Genomic DNA, 18013 nt, shown 5'->3' with positions numbered 1-18013 from the left:
ACCTGCGGTCAGCCGAGGGCGCCGGCGAGGACGGCGACGGTCTGCGCGATCAGCTCGTTGTCGCCCTCCGCCTTCCGGTCGTGGGGGTGCGTCGTCAGCACGGCCATCACGACCGGCGCACCCTGCGGCGTCCAGACGACGCCGACGTCGTTGTTCGTCCCGTAGCTGCCGCCGCCGGTCTTGTCGGCGACCCTCCAGCCGGCGGGGATGCCCTTGCGGAACCGCTTGTCGCTCGTGGTGTTGCCCAGCAGCCAGCCCGTGAGCCGGCTGCGGTCGTCGGGGTCCAGCGCGTTGCCGAGCACGAGGTGGGCGTAGGTGCGGCCGATGGCGTACGGGGTCGTGGTGTCCGTCACCCGGTCCGGCTCGGCGGTGTTCAGCGCGGGCTCCCACCGGTCGAGGCGGGTGACACGGTCACCGACCGAGCGCGCGAAACGCGTGACGGCCGTCGGGCCACCGAGCTCGCGCAGCAGCAGATTGGCGGCGCAGTTGTCGCTGAAGGAGATGGCGGCGGCGCACAGCTCCTCGACGGTCATGCCGTTGGCGATGTTCACCGGCTTGTTGGTGATCGGCGAGTTTTCCGCCTGCGCGTCGACGACGTCCTGGGCGGTGTAGCGGATCCGCTTCGCCAGGAACGCGCCGTCACGGTCGAGATCGCGCAGCACGGCGGCGACGGCGAGCGTCTTGAACGTCGAACACATCGGGAACAGTGCGTCGGCGCGGTGCGCGACGGTGCGGCCGGTGCGGACGTTGTGGGCGTACACGCCGAGGCGCGCGCCGTGCGTGCGCTCCAACTCGGCGAGACGCCGGGCCGCGTCGTCGCCGCCGCGCCGCTGCGGGGCGGCCTGGGCCGTTCCGTTGCCGGCCAGGACGGTGGCCAGGGCGGCGCCTGCGCCGAGGGTGAGGACGTTGCGGCGGGGTATGGACGTCACTGCGGGTGGTTCCTCTCGCCGGGGGCTGTTCGGTGCCATTACACGTCCGGCTTGCCGCCTCTGGTTCCACATCAGCCACATTTGCCCCAGGGATGGTTCGCCCCGTAGGGGCGCACCCCCCCCGCACTCACCCCGTCGTGAACGCGGCTCGTGCCGCGCGGCGCCAGCGGTTTGCGGGGAGGGCGGGTCGCAGGGCCGCCAGTGCCGCGCAGTACTTCGTGAAGACCGCCGGCCGCACCCCGTGCGCGTGCAGCAACAGGTCCGCCTCCGTCAAGTGCCCCGTACTCTTCGTCTCGACGAGTACCAGTCCGCTGTCGCACCGCACCACCCGCCCGCCCCGCAGGTCGGTGCACACGAGCCCGGCGTCGCAGGTGATGCGTTCCCCGTCCGCGACGAGTGTCGTGCGGACGTAGTCGGTGCTGACCGACGGGCTGAGGGTCTCCGGGGCGGGGAAGCCGTAGGCCCGGGCCAGGGTGGTGTCGAGGAAGGCGCGGTGGGAGGCGTCCAGGGGGTGGTCGCCGGTGCCCATGGCCCGCCGGAGTTTGACGGTGTCGCCGCGGCGGCCCTTGAGCTTGAGCTCGAACTGCCGCTCGCCGGAGTCCTCGTACACCCGTTCGCGAATCTTGAAGCGCAGCCGGCGGCCCTGGCGGTGATCGTGGAAGCTGCGCAGCGTGGGGGTGTCGTAGTAGACGGAGTGGTAGCGGAAGGCGCGGACGCCGTCGATGGTCAGGGCCCGGAAGGGGCCGCCGGTGCGCCGGGGGTCGGTGAGGTGGGCGGCCAGGCGGCAGAACGTTTCGGCGGGCACCAGGTAGCTGCGGTCGAAGCGGGTCAGCAGTTCGGCCCGCTCGTTGACCTCCGACAGGGTTATGGGTGCCGCGGCGGCCGCGGCCGTGCCGATGGCGCCCACGGCCCCGGCTCCGGTGACGGCTACGGGTGCGGTCACGCCGCCTCCCAGGCCGGGGCGGACTGCGGGGTCACCTGCCGCGGGGTGGTGGGGGCACCGGGTTCGAGGGCGCGGTAGCGGACGTCGACGACCATGAGGTCGCGGACGTAGTCGATCTCCATGACGGTCCAGTCCAGCGGTTCGCCGAGCCTGCGGGCGAGGTCGGCGCGCAGGGCGGCGGGGTCGCCGTGGACGGCGTCGAGGGTGACGAGGGTGCGGCGGGAGCGGGCGTACAGCCGGGGGTGGTCGGCGCCGTAGACGACCAGCAGCAGGACGGCGGCCATGGCGGCGGCGATGCCCAGGGCCAGGTGCGGCAGGCCGCACACCAGGCCGAGGACGAGGGTGGTGAAGTAGTACGCCACCTCCTCGTGCTGCACGGCGTCCGAGCGCAGCCGGATGATGGACAGCACGCCGAACAGGCCGAAGCCGAGCGCCAGGCCGCCGTTGCCGCTGAGCTCGCCGAGGGCCGCGACGACGGTGAACAGCGCGACGTTCAGGGCGAGGTAGGCGGGTACGAGGTCGCGGCGGCGGTGCCGCGGGTAGTAGATCGCGAAAGTCAGCAGGCATACGGCGACCAGGTCGAGTCCCAGGTGGGCGGCCAGGTGACGCATGGATTCCATTGCTCCCTCTCTCTGCGCGCTCGGACGATCACAGACGTTGGGGAAACTTTGAGTGAAGCGGTGGACTCACTCGGGTGAACAATGCGAATCCTTGACGGAATCGGCCCCGGACTGACCGGAACCGGAAGCATCTCTTACGTAAATCACCTTGTTGCGCGGGCGGTATCACCCGTGCAGCCGCAGCCGCAGCCGGCCCGCGGCGGACGGGGCGTCAGATACCGGCCCGCTCCGCCCGTTCCAGGATGCGGGCCGCCACGGCCGGGGAGTCGACGAGCGGGTGCAGCGCCAGGGCGCGCAGGGCGGCATCGCGGTCCTCGTGCACGGCGGCGTCGATGGTGGCCCGCTCGACGGCCTTCAGCTGCAGCATCAGGCCCAGCTGGTCCTCGCGCAGGGGGGCGCCCGGCAGGGGCTGCGCGCCCTTCGCGCTGACGTCGCACACCGTTTCGATGATGGCGTGCGGGGCGAGGGCGGGCACGGTCGAGCCGTTGGGGACGTTGAGGATGAGGCGGGTGTTCTCGTCGCCGGCGATGGCCCGCATCAGGGCGAGGGCCACCTGGTCGTAGCCGCCGCCGTCCAGGTCGCAGGAATCGCGTTGCCAGCCGCCGGAGGCCGCCCTGCTCTCCGCCATGTACGTCTCCTCGCGCTGCAGCCGGGCGTGCTGCCACAGCTCGTGCGCGCGGTGCGGCTCGGCGGTGGCCCGCTCGAAGAAGTCGCCCTGCTGCCGGTCGAGGAACTCCCCCCGGGTCTGCGGGGCCTCCCGCAGCGAGGCGAAGGTCTCGCGGCGGAAGTAGTAGTAGTGCAGGTATTCGTTGGGCAGTGCGCCGAGCGCCCGCAGCCAGCGCGACCCGAAGAGCTTGCCCTCCTCGAACGTGGCGAGCGCCGCCGGGTCGGCCAGCAGCCCCGGCAGCAGGTCCTCGCCCCCGACCCGCAGCGACCGCAGCCAGCCCAGGTGGTTCAGGCCGATGTAGTCGAACTCCGCACCGGCCTGTTCGACCCCCAGCGCCCGGGCCGCCCGCCGCACCAGCCCCACGGGTGAATCGCAGATGCCGATGACGCGCTCACCCAGCACGGCGGACATCGCCTCGGTCACCATGCCGGCCGGGTTGGTGAAGTTGATGACCCAGGCGTCGGGCGCGACGGCCGCGACGCGCTCGGCGATGTCCATGGCCACCAGCACCGTGCGCAGCCCGTACAGCACCCCGCCCGCGCCGACGGTCTCCTGGCCCAACACGCCCTCGGCCAGCGGGATCCGCTCGTCGAGCACCCGCCCGGAGGTGCCGCCCACCCGGATCGCGGAGAAGACGAAGTCCGCCCCGCGCAGGGCCTCGTCCAGGCTGCTCGCCAGCCGTACCGCCGGGGCGCCGGCCACGCCTGCGGCCTGGGCGCCCAGCACGGAGGCGATCACGGCCATGCGGGCGGAGTCCGTGTCGTACAGCACCAGTTCCGTGCAGCGGCCGGGCGCGTCCCGCCGGGCGTCGTCCAGCAGCGCGCGGTGCACCAGAGGCACTCTGAACCCGCCACCGCCGAGAATGGTCAGCCTCATGGGACGGAACGTACCTCAGCATCGGGCACACTGTGCGGAACCGCATTCGTGCATCCCGAGAGGAGCGGCGAGCGAACATGACGGTGCCCGGCCCCCACGAATATCGTCCGGAGCGGCCTGCGGCCCCCGTCCTCGACCCGCTCGCCGCGGTCCGCGCCCCGGACGATCCGGCCACCGACGTCTACCTCACCGGCACCGTCTTCCTGGACATCATCTTCACCGGTCTGGACTCCGCCCCCGTGCGCGGCACCGAGTCCTGGGCCCGCGGCATGGGCTCCAGCCCCGGCGGCATCGCCAACATGGCCACCGCCCTGTCCCGGCTGGGCCTGCGCACCTCGCTCGCGGCCGCCTTCGGCGACGACATGTACGGCGAGTACTGCTGGGAGGCGCTCTCGCGCGGCGAGGGCATCGACCTGAGCCTGTCGCGCACCGTCCTCGGCTGGCACTCCCCGGTCACCGTCTCCATGGCCTACGAGGGCGAGCGCACGATGGTCTCCCACGGCCACGAGGCGCCGCCCGAGGAGCCCCCCGGCTGCCCGCCGCCCGCCCGCGCCTGCGTGGCCCTGCTGGAACCGGGGCGGCCGCAGGAGTGGATCGCCCGGGCCGCCCGCGGCGGCAGCCGGGTCTTCGCCGACGTCGGCTGGGACGAGTCCGGCCGCTGGGACCCGGCCGACCTGGACGGCCTGGAGCACTGCGAGGCGTTCCTGCCCAACGCCGAGGAGGCCATGCGCTACACCCGCACCGACTGCCCGCGCGCCGCCGCCCGGGCGCTGGCGGAGAAGGTGCCGCTGTCCGTGGTGACCATGGGGGAGCGGGGCGCGTACGCCGTGGACGGGCGCACCGGCGAGAGCGCCGAGGTCCCGGCCATCGTCGTCGAGGCCCTGGACCCCACCGGCGCCGGCGACGTCTTCGTGGCCGGCTTCGTCACCGGCACCCTCGCCGGGTGGCCGCTGGCCGACCGGCTGGCCTTCGCGGGGCTGACCGCGGCCCTGTCCGTGCAGGAGTTCGGCGGCTCGCTCTCCGCGCCCGGCTGGGTGGAGGTCGCCGCCTGGTGGCAGCACGTGCGCTCCTTCGACGACCAGTCCGCGGCCACCCTGCGCCGCTACGCCTTCCTCGACGACCTGCTGCCCGCGGCCCCCCGCCCCTGGCCGCTGCGCCGGGCCGTGCCCACGCTGGGCTTCCGGCACAGGTAAAAGCCCTTCGGCCCGCTGGCCGGGCCGTCGTACCCTTGAATTCCAGGGTTCTTCGGATACAGGAATGCAGGAAAGAGAGGGATGAGCAGGCCTAGAGCCGGCCCATGACTCAGACACCCACACGACCGCAGGCGAGCACGAGCATCACCGTCCCGGCCAAGCACCCCATGGTCACGGTCCTGGGCTCCGGGGACTCGCTCCTGCGCGTGATCGAGAAGGCGTTCCCGTCGACGGACATCCACGTCCGGGGGAACGAGATCAGCGCTACCGGGGACGAGCGGGAAGTCGCCCTCGTGCAGCGCCTCTTCGCAGAGATGATGCTGGTGCTCCGCACGGGCGCACCGCTGACGGAGGACGCGGTGGAACGCTCGATCTCCATGCTGCGCGAGGAGAACGCGGGGGCCGCGGTCGAGGCACCGTCCGACGTCCTCACCCAGAACATCCTCTCCAACCGCGGCCGCACCATCCGCCCCAAGACGCTCAACCAGAAGCGCTACGTCGACGCGATCGACAAGCACACCGTCGTCTTCGGCATCGGCCCCGCCGGCACCGGCAAGACCTACCTGGCCATGGCCAAGGCCGTGCAGGCCCTGCAGTCCAAGCAGGTCAACCGGATCATCCTCACCCGGCCCGCCGTCGAGGCCGGCGAGCGGCTCGGCTTCCTGCCCGGCACGCTCTACGAGAAGATCGACCCCTACCTGCGCCCGCTGTACGACGCGCTGCACGACATGCTCGACCCCGACTCCATCCCGCGCCTGATGGCCGCCGGGACGATCGAGGTCGCGCCGCTGGCGTACATGCGCGGCCGGACGCTCAACGACGCGTTCATCATCCTCGACGAGGCGCAGAACACGAACCCCGAGCAGATGAAGATGTTCCTCACCCGGCTCGGCTTCGACTCCAAGATCGTCATCACCGGTGACATCACCCAGGTCGACCTGCCCGGCGGCACCAAGAGCGGTCTGCGCCAGGTGCGCGAGATCCTCGACGGTGTGCCCGACGTGCACTTCTCCATGCTCACCAGCCAGGACGTCGTCCGGCACAAGCTCGTCGGCCGTATTGTCGACGCGTACGAGAAGTACGACAGCCGCAACGGAAAGTAAACCGCGAAACCCATGGCCATCGACGTCAACAACGAATCCGGCACGGAGGTCGACGAGCAGGCGATCCTCGACGTCGCCCGCTACGCCCTCAACCGGATGCGCATCCACCCGCTCTCCGAGCTCTCGGTCATCGTCGTCGACGCCGAGGCCATGGAACAGCTGCACATCCAGTGGATGGACCTGCCCGGCCCCACCGATGTGATGTCCTTCCCGATGGACGAGCTGCGCCCGCCGGCCAAGGACGACGACGAGCCCCCGCAGGGTCTCCTCGGCGACATCGTCCTGTGCCCGGAGGTCGCCAGGAAGCAGGGCGAGGAGGCGCCGACCGGGCACTCCATGGACGAGGAGCTGCAGCTGCTGACCGTCCACGGCGTGCTGCACCTCCTCGGCTACGACCACGAGGAGCCCGACGAGAAGGCCGAGATGTTCGGCCTCCAGGCGGCGATCATCGACGGCTGGCGCGCCGAGCACGGCCTGACCGGACCCTCCCCGGCGCCCACGTTCACGTGACCGGCCGCCTGATCGCGGCGGCGGTCCTGCTGCTGGTCGTCGCCTGGCTCGCCGCCTGCGCCGAGGCCGGCCTCGCCCGGACCACCCGGTTCCGGGCCGAGGAGGCCGTCCGGCTCGGGCGGCGCGGCAGCGCCCGGCTCATGGCCGTCGCCGCCGACCCCACCCGCTACCTCAACGTCGCCCTGCTGGTGCGCGTCGCCTGCGAGATGGCGGCGGGCGTCTTCGTCACCTACGTCTGCCTGGAGTCCTTCGACGCCACCTGGCAGGCGCTGACCGTCGCCATCGCCGTCATGGTGCTGGTCTCCTACGTCGCCGTCGGCGTCTCCCCGCGCACCATCGGCCGCCAGCACCCCCTCGGCACCGCCACGGCCGCCGCGTACGTGCTGCTGCCGCTGGCCCGCATCATGGGCCCGGTGCCCAGGCTGCTGATCCTCCTGGGCAACGCACTCACCCCCGGCAAGGGCTTCCGCATGGGCCCCTTCGCCTCCGAGGCCGAGCTGCGGGCCATGGTCGACCTCGCCGAGAAGGAGTCCCTCATCGAGGACGAGGAGCGCCGCATGGTGCACTCCGTCTTCGAGCTCGGCGACACCCTGGTGCGCGAGGTCATGGTGCCGCGCACCGACCTGGTGGTCATCGAGCGCGGCAAGACCATCCGGCAGGCCCTGACCCTCGCCCTGCGCTCCGGCTTCTCCCGGATACCGGTCACCGGCGAGAACGAGGACGACGTCGTCGGCATCGTCTACCTCAAGGACCTCGTCCGCAGGACGCACATCAACCGCGAGGCCGAGAGCGAGCTGGTCTCCACCGCCATGCGGCCGGCCGTCTTCGTGCCCGACACCAAGAACGCCGGCGACCTGCTGCGCGAGATGCAGCAGCAGCGCACCCACTGCGCCGTCGTCATCGACGAGTACGGCGGCACGGCCGGCATCGTCACCATCGAGGACATCCTTGAGGAGATCGTCGGCGAGATCACCGACGAGTACGACCGGGAGCTGCCGCCCGTCGAGGAGCTCGGCGAGGGCCGCTACCGCGTCACCGCCCGCCTCGACCTGGGCGACCTCGGCGAGCTCTACGGCCTGGAACACCTGGACGACGAGGACGTCGAGACCGTCGGCGGCCTGCTGGCCAAATCCCTGGGCCGGGTGCCCATCGCCGGCGCCACGGCCGAGGTGCCCGTCGGCGAGCGGGGCATCGACCCTTCCCTGCAGGCCCTGCGCCTGACCGCCGAGGCCCCCGCGGGCCGGCGCAACCGCATCGTCACGGTGCTGGTCGAGCCGGTGCGGGAGGCGTCGCAGGACGCCTGAGCGGGCTGAGCGGGCGAACCTTGCGGGGCCGGGGCATCCCCCCGGCCCCGCGAGGGAAGGCGGTGAACGTGGCAATCGTCCGGAGCCTCGCCCGCCCCCTGCTCGCGTCCGTCTTCGTCACCAGCGGCCTGCAGACCGTCCGCCATCCCGAGGCCCTCGCGGCCCTCGCGGCGCCGGTGGCCCTGCCCATCGCCCGACGCGTGCCGGGGCTGCCGCGCGACGCCCGGGCGCTGGTCCGGCTCAACGGCGCCGTCCACCTGGGCGCCGGCGCGGCACTGGCCTGCGGCATCCTGCCGCGCGCCTCGGCCCTGGTGCTCGCCGCGAGCCTGGTGCCCACGACGCTGGCCGGTCACGCCTTCTGGAAGGAGACGGACCCGGGCCGGCGGATGCAGCACCGGGCGGCGTTCTACGGCAACGTCTCGGTCCTGGGCGGTCTGCTGCTGGCGGCCGTGGACCGCCGGCACCGCCGCAGGAAGTGAAGGCACCGCGCCTTATCGTGGGGGCCGTACCGCCACGCAGGGCCGCCTCCGGCGGGGGAAGAGGGGGAGAGTTGACGGCCGTACGCCGACGCCACGAGTTGCGCGAGTTCCTGATGAGCCGTCGGGCCCGGGTGTCCCCGGCCGACGTGGGCCTGCCCGACGGCGGGGGCCGGCGCCGCACACCGGGGCTGCGCCGGGAGGAGGTCGCGGTCCTCGCCGGGGTCGGCGCCTCCTGGTACCAGTGGCTGGAGCAGGGCCGCGACATCACCGTCTCGCCCCAGGTGCTCGACGCCGTCGCCCGGGTGCTGCGCCTGGACCACCCCGAGCGCCGCCACCTGTACGTCCTGGCCGGGCTCAACCCGCCGCTGCCCGAGCCCGCACCCGCCGACGACCCCGAGTACCTGTGCGACGGGCTGCGCCGGCTCATCGACGCCTGGCTGCCCTCGCCGGCGCACATCATGGACCCGTACTGGAACCTGGTGGCCTACAACGAGTCCGCCACCCTCGTCCTGGGCTTCCGCGAGCAGACCCGGCAGAACTGCCTCATCGACTTCTTCACCGACCCCGTCTACCGCTCCCGCGCCGGCAACTGGGAGGCCAACGCGGGCAGGGTCGTCGCCCAGTACCGGGCGGCCTGCTCCGAGCGGCCCGGGGACGAGGGCTTCGAGGCGGTGGTGGCCGAGGTGTCCGAGGCCAGCGAGGAATTCCGGCAGCTGTGGGCGCGCGGCGACGTGCAGCCCGGAGGACAGATGGTCAAGGAGGTCCACCACCCGGTGGCCGGCACCCTGTACCTGGAGAGCACCCAGCTGCGCGTCCCGGCCCGCCCCGACCTGGCCATCGTCCTGCACAACCCCGTGCCCGGCACCGGCACCGCCGAGAAGGTGGCCCGGCTGTGCACGCCGGAGGGCCGGCGCGAGGCCATGTACGCCCTGGCGGACGCGGCCACCGGCTGATCGGCGCCGGGTGCCCCGCGCCTATGCTCCAGGCATGACGGAGACCCTGCACCCCGAAGACCGCAAGCTGATCACGCTCGCCCGGGCCACCCGGGCCCGCAACGCCGTCGCCGAGGGCGCGGCCGTACGCGACGAGACCGGCCGTACGTACGTCGCCGGCACCGTCGACCTGCCGTCCCTGCGGCTGAGCGCCCTGCAGACGGCCGTGGCCATGGCCGTGGCCAGCGGGGCGGCGTCCCTGGAGGCCGCGGCGGTGGTCTCCGAGGCCGGGGCCGTCACCGACGCCGACCGGGCCGCCGTGGGCGACCTGGGCGGGCCGGGAACGCCCGTCCTGCTGGCCGGGCCCGACGGCACCCCCGGGCCCGTGGTCGCCGCGGGCTAGCCCGGCCCGCGGGCGGCTCTGGTCGGAGGGCAGCGGGGAATCGGGGAGAATGTGAGGCATGGACAACGCCGCCTCCCCCTCCCAGGCCCCCCACCGCGCGGGCTTCGCGTGCTTCGTCGGCCGCCCCAACGCGGGCAAGTCGACCCTGACCAACGCACTGGTGGGGACGAAGGTCGCGATCACCTCCAACCGTCCGCAGACCACCCGGCACACCGTGCGCGGCATCGTGCACCGCCCGGACGCCCAGCTGGTCCTGGTGGACACCCCCGGCCTGCACAAGCCGCGCACCCTGCTGGGCGAGCGGCTCAACGACGTCGTGCGCACCACCTGGGCCGAGGTCGACGTGATCGGCTTCTGCCTGCCGGCCGACCAGAAGATCGGCCCCGGCGACCGCTTCATCGCGGGCGAGCTGGCGGGCATCAAGAAGACCCCCAAGATCGCCATCGTCACCAAGACCGACCTGGTCGACTCCAAGACCCTCGCCGAGCAGCTGATCGCCATCCAGCAGCTGGGCGAGGAGCTGGGCATCCAGTGGGCCCAGATCGTCCCGGTCTCGGCCGTGGGCGACAAGCAGGTCGCCCTGCTGGCGGACCTGATCGCGCCGATGCTGCCGGAGAGCCCGCCGCTCTACCCCGAGGGCGACCTCACCGACGAGCCCGAGCAGGTCATGGTCGCCGAGCTGATCCGCGAGGCGGCCCTCGAAGGCGTCCGCGACGAGCTGCCGCACTCCATCGCCGTCGTGGTCGAGGAGATGATCCCCCGCGAGGACCGCCCCAAGGACAAGCCGCTGCTGGACATCCACGCCAACGTCTACATCGAGCGCCCCAGCCAGAAGGGCATCATCATCGGCCCGAAGGGTGCGCGCCTGAAGGAGGTCGGCATGAAGTCCCGCAAGCACATCGAGGCCCTGCTGGGCACGCCGGTCTTCCTGGACCTGCACGTGAAGGTCGCCAAGGACTGGCAGCGCGACCCCAAGCAGCTCCGCAAGCTCGGCTTCTAGCGAAGCGCCCCGCAGGGGCGCTACGCGCCTTCCTTCAGTACCGTGCGGATCAGCTCCCGCTGCTCCGACGTGAGGTGCGGGTCCGCGAGGTGGACCGAACGGCCGTTCACCTTGATCTCGTAGTGGAAGGCGTCCGGTACGCCCCGGGCGGGCGCCTCGCGCCCCGGCGCGAGGGCGCGGTGCGCGAGGGCCTCCAGGTGCGTCGCGTCGGGCCGGCCGCAGGTGTCCAGCTCGGCCCGGCGCTCGATGCCGGCATAGCCGCCGGTGCGGGTGATGGCGATACGCATGCTTGACGCCTACCCCGTCCGTGGCGGTCCAGGCCGCCGCTACGCGGTGGGAACCCCCACCTGGCTCCAGGCCTTGAGCACGGCCTGGACGGCGTCCCCCTCGCCGTACAGCGCCTTCGCCGAAGCCACCGTCAGCCGGGCGAACGCGGCGAAGTCCGCGTCGGAGGCCAGCTCGCCGCCGGTCAGCGTCTGGTACCAGATGCGGCCGGCGCGCTCCCACGCATTGCCGCCGAGTGCGGTGGCCAGCAGGTAGAAGGCGTGGTTCGGGATGCCCGAGTTGATGTGGACGCCGCCGTTGTCCCGGCTGGTACGGACGTAGTCGTCCATGGTGGCCGGCTGCGGGTCCTTGCCGAGGACGTCGTCCTGGTACGCGGTGCCGGGCGCCTTCATCGAGCGCAGCGCGGCACCCCGGTCCACGCCCGGGCCGAGCAGCCCGGCGCCGATGAGCCAGTCGGCCTGCTCCGCGCTCTGGCCGAGGGCGTACTGCTTGATGAGGGAGCCGAAGACGTCGGAGACGGATTCGTTGAGCGCGCCCGACTGGCCGTAGTACTCCAGGTTGGCCGTGTGCTGGGTCACGCCGTGGGTCAGCTCGTGACCGATGACGTCCACGGGGATGGTGAAGTCCAGGAAGAGGTCGCCGTCGCCGTCGCCGAAGACCATCTGCTCGCCGTCCCAGAAGGCGTTGTCGTAACCCTGCCCGTAGTGGACGCTGGCGTTCAGCGGCATTCCGGCGCCGTCGATGGAGTGCCGGCCGTACACCTTGAAGTACAGGTCGAAGGTGGCGCCGAGCCCGGCGTGGGCGCGGTTGACGGTGGCGTCCTTGGCCGGGCCCTCGCTCTCGGCGTGCACCTTGGTGCCCGGCAGGGTGCTGGTGTGCCGGGCGTCGTAGATGGTCCGCTGCGGGTGGTCCGACGCGGCCCCCGCCGCCGCGCCCGACACGGTGCGGGCTGCCGTGACACGGCGCCGGGTGCGCAGCGCGCCGTCGTGCTCCAGGGTGCGGCGGGCGGGCTCGTGGTGGCGGGGGTCCTCGGACTCGGCGAGCCGGTCGAGCACATGCGGCGGGACGATGCCGCAGAAGACCCCGTGCTTCTGGTTCCGGGTAGTCATGCGCCGAATCTGGCACCGGCTCCCCGCCTTGTCAGCGGCCGGTGCACGGATTGACACAAACGAGTGGCCGGATTCCGGCGCGCCCCGCACCCGTCCCGCGCCCGTCCCGCATGGTGGAACGCCCCTGCCCGGTCCCCGGCGTCTCGGCTAGTGTGCTGTGCACCATGCGTGACGTGCTGCTTCTTCTTAGCTGCCGCGGCGAGGGTCCGTAGCGAAGGCCGACCCCCTCCCCGCGGAGTCCGGTGCTGCCCGTGCCTCGTCGCCAGCAGTCCCGTCGGCCGTCCGCGTGACTTCCGAGGAGCCTTCCGCAGATGTCCCAGAACGCCCAGAGCGCTCGGCACGCCGATTCCGTCGGCCGCCCCACGCCCGTCACCGCCGCCACCGTCACCCAGCGGCCCTCCGGGATGCCGGTGCACAAGTACCGACCGTACGACGCCGTCGACCTGCCCGACCGCACCTGGCCCGACCGGCGCATCACCGCGGCGCCCCGCTGGCTGTCGACCGACCTGCGCGACGGCAACCAGGCGCTGATCGACCCGATGTCGCCCGCCCGCAAGCGGGAGATGTTCGACCTGCTGGTGCGCATGGGCTACAAGGAGATCGAGGTCGGCTTCCCCTCCTCCGGGGCGACGGACTTCGACTTCGTCCGCTCGATCATCGAGGAGGGCGCGATCCCCGAGGACGTGACGATCTCCGTCCTCACCCAGGCCCGCGAGGAGCTGATCGAGCGGACGGTGGAGTCCCTGCGTGGCGCCCACCGCGCCACCGTGCACCTGTACAACGCCACCGCGCCGGTCTTCCGCCGCGTGGTCTTCCGCGGCTCGCGCGAGCAGGTCAAGCAGATCGCCGTCGACGGCACGCGGCTGGTCATGGAGTACGCGGAGAAGATCCTCGGCGACGAGACGGTCTTCGGCTACCAGTACAGCCCCGAGATCTTCACCGACACCGAGCTGGACTTCGCGCTGGAGGTCTGCGAGGGCGTCATGGACGTCTGGCAGCCCGAGCCCGGCCGCGAGATCATCCTGAACCTGCCCGCCACCGTCGAGCGCTCCACGCCCTCCACGCACGCCGACCGCTTCGAGTGGATGTCGCGGAACCTCTCGCGGCGCGAGTACGTCTGCCTCTCCGCCCACCCGCACAACGACCGCGGCACCGCCGTCGCCGCCGCCGAGCTGGCGGTCATGGCCGGCGCCGACCGCGTCGAGGGCTGCCTGTTCGGCCAGGGCGAGCGCACGGGCAACGTCGACCTGGTCACCCTCGGCATGAACCTGTTCTCCCAGGGCGTCGACCCCCAGATCGACTTCTCGCAGATCGACGAGATCCGCCGCACCGCCGAGTACTGCAACCAGATGGAGGTCCACCCGCGCCACCCGTACGCGGGTGACCTGGTCTACACCGCCTTCTCCGGCTCCCACCAGGACGCCATCAAGAAGGGCTTCGAGGCGATGGAGGCCGACGCGGCCGCCGCCGCAACGACCGTCGACGCCATCGAGTGGGCCGTTCCGTACCTGCCCATCGACCCCAAGGACGTCGGTCGTTCGTACGAGGCCGTCATCCGCGTCAACTCGCAGTCCGGCAAGGGCGGCATCGCCTACGTCCTGAAGAACGACCACAAGCTGGACCTGCCGCGCCGGATGCAGATCGAGTTCTCGAAGATCATCCAGGCCAAGACCGACGCCGAGGGCGGCGAGGTCACCCCGCAGGAGATCTGGTCCGTCTTCCAGGACGAGTACCTGCCGACCGCCGACAACCCCTGGGGCCGCATCGCCCTGCGCGGCACCCACACCTCCACCACCAGCGAGGGCCGCGACGCACTGACCGTCGAGGCCGTCGTCGACGGTACGCACACCACCCTGACCGGCACCGGCAACGGCCCGATCTCCGCCTTCTTCGACGCGCTCGCCGCCATCGGCGTCGACGCCCGGCTGCTCGACTACACCGAGCACACCATGAGCGAGGGCGCCAGCGCCCAGGCCGCCTCGTACATCGAGTGCGTGATCGACGGCCGGGTGCTGTGGGGCATCGGCATCGACCCCAACACCACCCGCGCCTCGATCAAGGCCGTCGTCTCGGCGGTCAACCGCGCGTACCGCGGTTGACCACATCCGGTGGGCCCGGCGGCCGCCGCACCCCTGCGGCCGCCGCGGCCGGACGGCCGAGGTACTGACGCCGCATCAACGATGTGGCTAACATCACGTCAACGCGGCGACGAGGCCGTGGCGTTATGGAGGTGCGCCGTGATGCACGCGCAAGGCCGACACAGCCCGGACCGGTGTGTGGTGGGCGTACGCACCGTATGGCGCACCGTGGGAGACGGCGAGTTCTTCTGTCCCGGTTGCGGCGGCGACCGCAACTACCACCGCCGCACCGGCCGGCGCCGCCTCGTCGTCCTCGGCATCCCCCTGCTCCCGCGCGGGCAGGCCGGACCCATCGTGGAATGCACCGCCTGCCGCGGCCGCTACGCCATGGACGTCCTCGACCACCCCACCACCACCCGCTTCTCCGCGATGCTGCGCGACGCCGTGCACACCGTCGCCCTGGCCGTCCTGGCCGCCGGCGGCACCCAGGCCCACACGGTCCGGCGCGCCGCCGTGGGTGCAGTACGGGCGGCGGGCTTCGCCGACTGCAGCGAGGAGCAGCTCGTCACCCTCATCGAGGCCCTGGCCGCCGACACGGGCCGCTACGCGGCCCCGCCGACCGGCGGCTTCGACAGCCGCGGCACGGCCCTGGTCATCGAGCTCCACGAGGCCCTGGAACCCCTCGCCCCGCACCTGGCCCCGGCCGGCCGCGAGGCCATCCTCCTCCAGGGCGCCCGCATCGCCCTGGCCGACGGCCCCTACCGCCCCGCCGAACGCGAGGTCCTCGCCACGGTGGGCCGCGCCCTGATGCTGGGCCCCGAAGCCACCGACCGCCTCCTGGCGGCGGCCCGCACCCCCTCGTAGCCGACCGCGGCGGGGGCGCCGTCCGGCGTACGGGACAATGTCCCCATGACTCTGTTCCGCGACGACGGCATCGTGCTGCGCACTCAGAAGCTGGGCGAGGCGGACCGGATCATCACCCTCCTCACGCGCGGCCACGGCCGCGTGCGCGCCGTCGCGCGCGGCGTGCGCCGTACGAAGTCGAAGTTCGGCGCCCGCCTGGAGCCGTTCTCGCACGTCGACGTGCAGTTCTTCGCCCGCGGCGGCGAGCTCGTCGGGCGCAGCCTGCCGCTGTGCACGCAGAGTGAGACGATCGCCCCGTACGGTGGGGCGATCGTCACCGACTACGCCCGCTACACCGCCGGCACCGCCATGCTGGAGACCGCCGAGCGCTTCACCGACCACGAGGGCGAGCCGGCCGTCCAGCAGTACTTGCTGCTCGTCGGGGGCCTGCGCACCCTCGCCTCCGGTGAGCACGCCCCGCACCTCGTCCTGGACGCCTTCCTGCTGCGCTCCCTCGCCGTCAACGGCTACGCGCCCAGCTTCGGCGCCTGCGCGAAGTGCGGAATGCCCGGTCCGAACCGGTTCTTCTCGGTCGCGGCCGGCGGCGTGGTGTGCGGGGAGTGCCGGGTGCCGGGATGCGTCGTACCCTCCTCGGAGTCGATCGAGCTCCTGGGCGCGCTGCTGACCGGGGACTGGGCGACCGCGGACGCGTGCGAGGCGCGTCACGTCCGCGAGGGCAGCGGCCTGGTGGCCGCGTACCTGCAGTGGCACCTGGAGCGCGGCCTGCGCTCCCTGCGCTACGTCGAACAATAGGCACACAGGGATCAAGGACAGGGACCAAGGAGAAGTGGCAGTCATGGCACGACGCGGGATTCTGGGCATCCGACGCGAGTACCGCACCCCCGACCCGCACCCCTCCGGCGCCCGGCCCCCGAAGATCCCCGGCGAGCTCGTGCCCGAGCACGTGGCCATCGTCATGGACGGCAACGGCCGCTGGGCCAAGGACCGCGGCCTGCCGCGCACCGAGGGCCACAAGGTCGGCGCCGAGCGGGTGCTGGACGTCCTGCAGGGCGCCATCGAGATGGGCGTCGGCAACGTCTCCCTGTACGCCTTCTCCACCGAGAACTGGCGGCGGTCCCCGGACGAGGTCCGCTTCCTGATGAACTTCAACCGCGACTTCATCCGCAAGACCCGCGACCAGCTCGACGCGCTGGGCATCCGGGTGCGCTGGGTGGGCCGCATGCCCAAGCTGTGGCGCTCGGTCGCCAAGGAGCTGCAGATCGCCCAGGAGCAGACCAAGGGCAACGACAAGCTCACCCTGTACTTCTGCATGAACTACGGCGGCCGCGCGGAGATCGCCGACGCCGCCAAGGCGCTGGCCGAGGACGTCAAGGCGGGCCGGCTCGACCCGTCGAAGGTCACGGAGAAGACCTTCGCCAAGTACCTCTACTACCCGGACATGCCGGACGTCGACCTCTTCCTGCGCCCCTCCGGCGAGCAGCGCACCTCCAACTACCTGCTCTGGCAGAGCGCGTACGCCGAGATGGTCTTCCAGGACGTCCTGTGGCCCGACTTCGACCGCCGCGACCTGTGGCGCGCCTGCCTGGAGTTCGCCCGGCGCGACCGCCGTTTCGGCGGCGCGATCCCCAACGAGGAGCAGCTCGCGAAGGAGCCGGTGACCGGTGAGTGAGACCCTCGCGGCCCCGCCGGCCGCGGGCTCGGTGACCCTCGAGTTCGAACTGACCCTGGCCGACGTCCGTTCCGCCCTCGCCGCCCGCACGCGCGCGGTCCCCGGCGTCCGGCGGCAGCGCATCCTGCTGCCCCTGGCCTACGCGGTCCTCGCCGTCGCCATCCTCGCCCCGCACGGGCCCGACGGGCTGGCGGGCCGGGACTGGATCACGCTCGCGTTCATGGGCTTCGCCGTGGCCGTGATCCTCCTCCTGCCCACCCTGCAGGCCCGCGCCGCCCACAAGACCTTGAGCCTGCAGGGCCGCACCCACGTGACGGCGGACGCCGAGGGACTGACCACCGTGGCGAGCCTGACCTCGCAGCGCACGCTCTGGCCGGCCTTCGGCCGCTACACGGAGCGCGACGACGTCTTCGTCCTGCTGAGCCCCGACAAGCGCAGCAACTGCGTCGTCATCCTCCCCAAACGCGGCCTCGCCACCCCGACCGAAGCCGACCACCTGCGCGCCCTCCTCGCCTCGCGCCTGCCGCGGGCCTGACCGCGAAAAGCCGAACGGCCCCGGACGTCCTCGACGTCCGGGGCCGTTCACGTGGCCGCTGCGGCTACCGCTTCGCCGCGCACTCTCCGCAGGTGCCGAAGATTTCGATGGTGTGGGCGACGTCCACGAAGCCGTGTTCCTCGGCGATGGAGTCGGCCCACTTCTCGACGGCCGGGCCCTCGACCTCCACGGCCTTGCCGCACAGGCGGCAGACCAGGTGGTGGTGGTGACCGCTGGAGCAGCGGCGGTAGACGGCTTCGCCTTCGCTGGTGCGCAGGACGTCGACCTCGCCGGCGTCCGCGAGGGACTGCAGGGTGCGGTAGACCGTGGTCAGGCCGACGGAGGCGCCGCGGTGCTTGAGCATGTCGTGGAGCTCCTGCGCGCTGCGGAACTCGTCCACCTCGTCGAGCGCGGCCGCGACCGCGGCCCGCTGCTTGGTGGCCCGGCCGCGTACCGGGGGTCCGGCGGTCGCCACAGTTGCCTCCTCAAGCTCGCCTGAACACTCGTCGCACGG

20 protein-coding genes are annotated in these 18013 nt (G+C 72.3%); 13 read left to right on the top strand and 7 right to left on the bottom strand.

What is annotated here, in order from left to right; all coding sequences use genetic code 11:
- Positions 1–8: 8 nt before the first annotated feature.
- The 4 genes from bla to AC27L3_RS10640 form a co-directional block, all read right to left on the bottom strand.
- On the bottom strand, positions 9–968 hold the full coding sequence (gene bla / locus AC27L3_RS10655) for a class A beta-lactamase (RefSeq protein ID WP_487233751.1): 960 nt from the start codon (positions 966–968) through the stop codon (positions 9–11).
- A gap of 88 nt (positions 969–1056) precedes the next feature.
- Positions 1057–1872 (bottom strand): polyphosphate polymerase domain-containing protein, encoded by an 816-nt coding sequence (locus tag AC27L3_RS10650; protein ID WP_487233750.1) that lies wholly within the window; start codon positions 1870–1872, stop codon positions 1057–1059.
- Positions 1869–2492, bottom strand: coding sequence for a DUF4956 domain-containing protein (locus tag AC27L3_RS10645; RefSeq protein ID WP_487233749.1), 624 nt, complete (start codon positions 2490–2492; stop codon positions 1869–1871). Before AC27L3_RS10645 ends, AC27L3_RS10650 begins: the two co-directional genes overlap by 4 nt.
- Positions 2493–2703: 211 nt before the next feature.
- Positions 2704–4035, bottom strand: coding sequence for a 6-phospho-beta-glucosidase (locus AC27L3_RS10640; protein ID WP_487233748.1), 1332 nt, complete (start codon positions 4033–4035; stop codon positions 2704–2706).
- Between the two features lie 77 nt (positions 4036–4112).
- Here AC27L3_RS10640 and AC27L3_RS10635 point away from each other — a divergent pair, with 77 nt between their 5' ends.
- The 8 genes from AC27L3_RS10635 to era all read left to right on the top strand — a co-directional run bounded on the left by AC27L3_RS10635 (position 4113) and on the right by era (position 10959).
- Positions 4113–5228 carry a PfkB family carbohydrate kinase gene (locus AC27L3_RS10635; protein ID WP_487233747.1) on the top strand — a complete coding sequence of 372 codons (1116 nt, stop codon included), beginning with the start codon at positions 4113–4115 and terminating at the stop codon, positions 5226–5228.
- Between the two features lie 104 nt (positions 5229–5332).
- Positions 5333–6331 carry a PhoH family protein gene (locus AC27L3_RS10630; protein WP_487233746.1) on the top strand — a complete coding sequence of 333 codons (999 nt, stop codon included), beginning with the start codon at positions 5333–5335 and terminating at the stop codon, positions 6329–6331.
- A 12-nt stretch (positions 6332–6343) separates the two neighbouring features.
- Positions 6344–6841, top strand: coding sequence for an rRNA maturation RNase YbeY (gene ybeY / locus AC27L3_RS10625; RefSeq protein ID WP_365967070.1), 498 nt, complete (start codon positions 6344–6346; stop codon positions 6839–6841).
- Entirely contained in the window at positions 6838–8145 is a 1308-nt protein-coding gene (locus tag AC27L3_RS10620) for a hemolysin family protein (protein ID WP_487233745.1), read from the top strand. Before ybeY ends, AC27L3_RS10620 begins: the two co-directional genes overlap by 4 nt.
- Before the next feature lie 68 nt (positions 8146–8213).
- Complete coding sequence (locus tag AC27L3_RS10615; protein ID WP_487233744.1) at positions 8214–8624, top strand: DoxX family protein; 411 nt, start codon at positions 8214–8216, stop codon at positions 8622–8624.
- 113 nt (positions 8625–8737) lie between these two features.
- On the top strand, positions 8738–9577 hold the full coding sequence (locus tag AC27L3_RS10610) for a helix-turn-helix transcriptional regulator (protein WP_487233880.1): 840 nt from the start codon (positions 8738–8740) through the stop codon (positions 9575–9577).
- 34 nt (positions 9578–9611) lie between these two features.
- Positions 9612–9959, top strand: coding sequence for a cytidine deaminase (locus AC27L3_RS10605; protein ID WP_487233743.1), 348 nt, complete (start codon positions 9612–9614; stop codon positions 9957–9959).
- A 58-nt stretch (positions 9960–10017) separates the two neighbouring features.
- The gene (gene era, locus AC27L3_RS10600; RefSeq protein WP_344434913.1) at positions 10018–10959 is read left to right on the top strand and encodes a GTPase Era; all 942 of its coding nucleotides are present in this window, start codon (positions 10018–10020) and stop codon (positions 10957–10959) included.
- 20 nt (positions 10960–10979) lie between these two features.
- Here the strand turns inward: era and AC27L3_RS10595 are convergent, their stop codons facing one another.
- Positions 10980–11246, bottom strand: a complete 267-nt coding sequence (locus AC27L3_RS10595; RefSeq protein ID WP_344434912.1) for a protealysin inhibitor emfourin — start codon at positions 11244–11246, stop codon at positions 10980–10982.
- Between the two features lie 39 nt (positions 11247–11285).
- On the bottom strand, positions 11286–12353 hold the full coding sequence (locus AC27L3_RS10590; RefSeq protein WP_487233742.1) for a M4 family metallopeptidase: 1068 nt from the start codon (positions 12351–12353) through the stop codon (positions 11286–11288).
- Between the two features lie 311 nt (positions 12354–12664).
- Between AC27L3_RS10590 and leuA the strand changes: the two genes are divergently transcribed.
- From leuA to AC27L3_RS10565, 5 genes are all read left to right on the top strand, one after another.
- Positions 12665–14452, top strand: a complete 1788-nt coding sequence (leuA, locus tag AC27L3_RS10585; RefSeq protein ID WP_487233741.1) for a 2-isopropylmalate synthase — start codon at positions 12665–12667, stop codon at positions 14450–14452.
- Positions 14453–14593: 141 nt separating this feature from the next.
- A complete protein-coding gene (locus tag AC27L3_RS10580; protein WP_487233740.1) occupies positions 14594–15295 on the top strand; it encodes a TerB family tellurite resistance protein in 702 nt (233 codons plus the stop codon).
- A gap of 45 nt (positions 15296–15340) precedes the next feature.
- Positions 15341–16087, top strand: a complete 747-nt coding sequence (gene recO, locus AC27L3_RS10575) for a DNA repair protein RecO (protein ID WP_365967078.1) — start codon at positions 15341–15343, stop codon at positions 16085–16087.
- Between the two features lie 43 nt (positions 16088–16130).
- Complete coding sequence (locus AC27L3_RS10570; protein ID WP_487233739.1) at positions 16131–16964, top strand: isoprenyl transferase; 834 nt, start codon at positions 16131–16133, stop codon at positions 16962–16964.
- Positions 16957–17499, top strand: coding sequence for a YcxB family protein (locus AC27L3_RS10565; RefSeq protein WP_487233738.1), 543 nt, complete (start codon positions 16957–16959; stop codon positions 17497–17499). Before AC27L3_RS10570 ends, AC27L3_RS10565 begins: the two co-directional genes overlap by 8 nt.
- Positions 17500–17563: 64 nt before the next feature.
- Here AC27L3_RS10565 and AC27L3_RS10560 read toward each other — a convergent pair whose 3' ends face one another.
- A complete protein-coding gene (locus AC27L3_RS10560; protein ID WP_487233737.1) occupies positions 17564–17974 on the bottom strand; it encodes a Fur family transcriptional regulator in 411 nt (136 codons plus the stop codon).
- Positions 17975–18013 lie beyond the last annotated feature (39 nt).

The organism is Streptomyces sp. PKA51, from assembly GCF_057552455.1.
The sequence above is the reverse complement of the archived record's forward strand: the minus strand, read 5'-3'. Positions and strand labels throughout refer to the sequence as shown.

Coding starts and splice junctions, on each gene's coding strand:
- AC27L3_RS10605 (WP_487233743.1), top strand. CDS start 9,612: ATGACGGAGACCCTGCACCCCGAAGACCGCAAGCTGATCACGCTCGCC.
- AC27L3_RS10590 (WP_487233742.1), bottom strand. CDS start 12,353: ATGACTACCCGGAACCAGAAGCACGGGGTCTTCTGCGGCATCGTCCCG.
- ybeY (WP_365967070.1), top strand. CDS start 6,344: ATGGCCATCGACGTCAACAACGAATCCGGCACGGAGGTCGACGAGCAG.
- AC27L3_RS10580 (WP_487233740.1), top strand. CDS start 14,594: ATGCACGCGCAAGGCCGACACAGCCCGGACCGGTGTGTGGTGGGCGTA.
- AC27L3_RS10635 (WP_487233747.1), top strand. CDS start 4,113: ATGACGGTGCCCGGCCCCCACGAATATCGTCCGGAGCGGCCTGCGGCC.
- era (WP_344434913.1), top strand. CDS start 10,018: ATGGACAACGCCGCCTCCCCCTCCCAGGCCCCCCACCGCGCGGGCTTC.
- bla (WP_487233751.1), bottom strand. CDS start 968: ATGGCACCGAACAGCCCCCGGCGAGAGGAACCACCCGCAGTGACGTCC.
- recO (WP_365967078.1), top strand. CDS start 15,341: ATGACTCTGTTCCGCGACGACGGCATCGTGCTGCGCACTCAGAAGCTG.
- AC27L3_RS10640 (WP_487233748.1), bottom strand. CDS start 4,035: ATGAGGCTGACCATTCTCGGCGGTGGCGGGTTCAGAGTGCCTCTGGTG.
- AC27L3_RS10610 (WP_487233880.1), top strand. CDS start 8,738: ATGAGCCGTCGGGCCCGGGTGTCCCCGGCCGACGTGGGCCTGCCCGAC.
- AC27L3_RS10570 (WP_487233739.1), top strand. CDS start 16,131: ATGGCACGACGCGGGATTCTGGGCATCCGACGCGAGTACCGCACCCCC.
- leuA (WP_487233741.1), top strand. CDS start 12,665: ATGTCCCAGAACGCCCAGAGCGCTCGGCACGCCGATTCCGTCGGCCGC.
- AC27L3_RS10630 (WP_487233746.1), top strand. CDS start 5,333: ATGACTCAGACACCCACACGACCGCAGGCGAGCACGAGCATCACCGTC.
- AC27L3_RS10595 (WP_344434912.1), bottom strand. CDS start 11,246: ATGCGTATCGCCATCACCCGCACCGGCGGCTATGCCGGCATCGAGCGC.
- AC27L3_RS10645 (WP_487233749.1), bottom strand. CDS start 2,492: ATGGAATCCATGCGTCACCTGGCCGCCCACCTGGGACTCGACCTGGTC.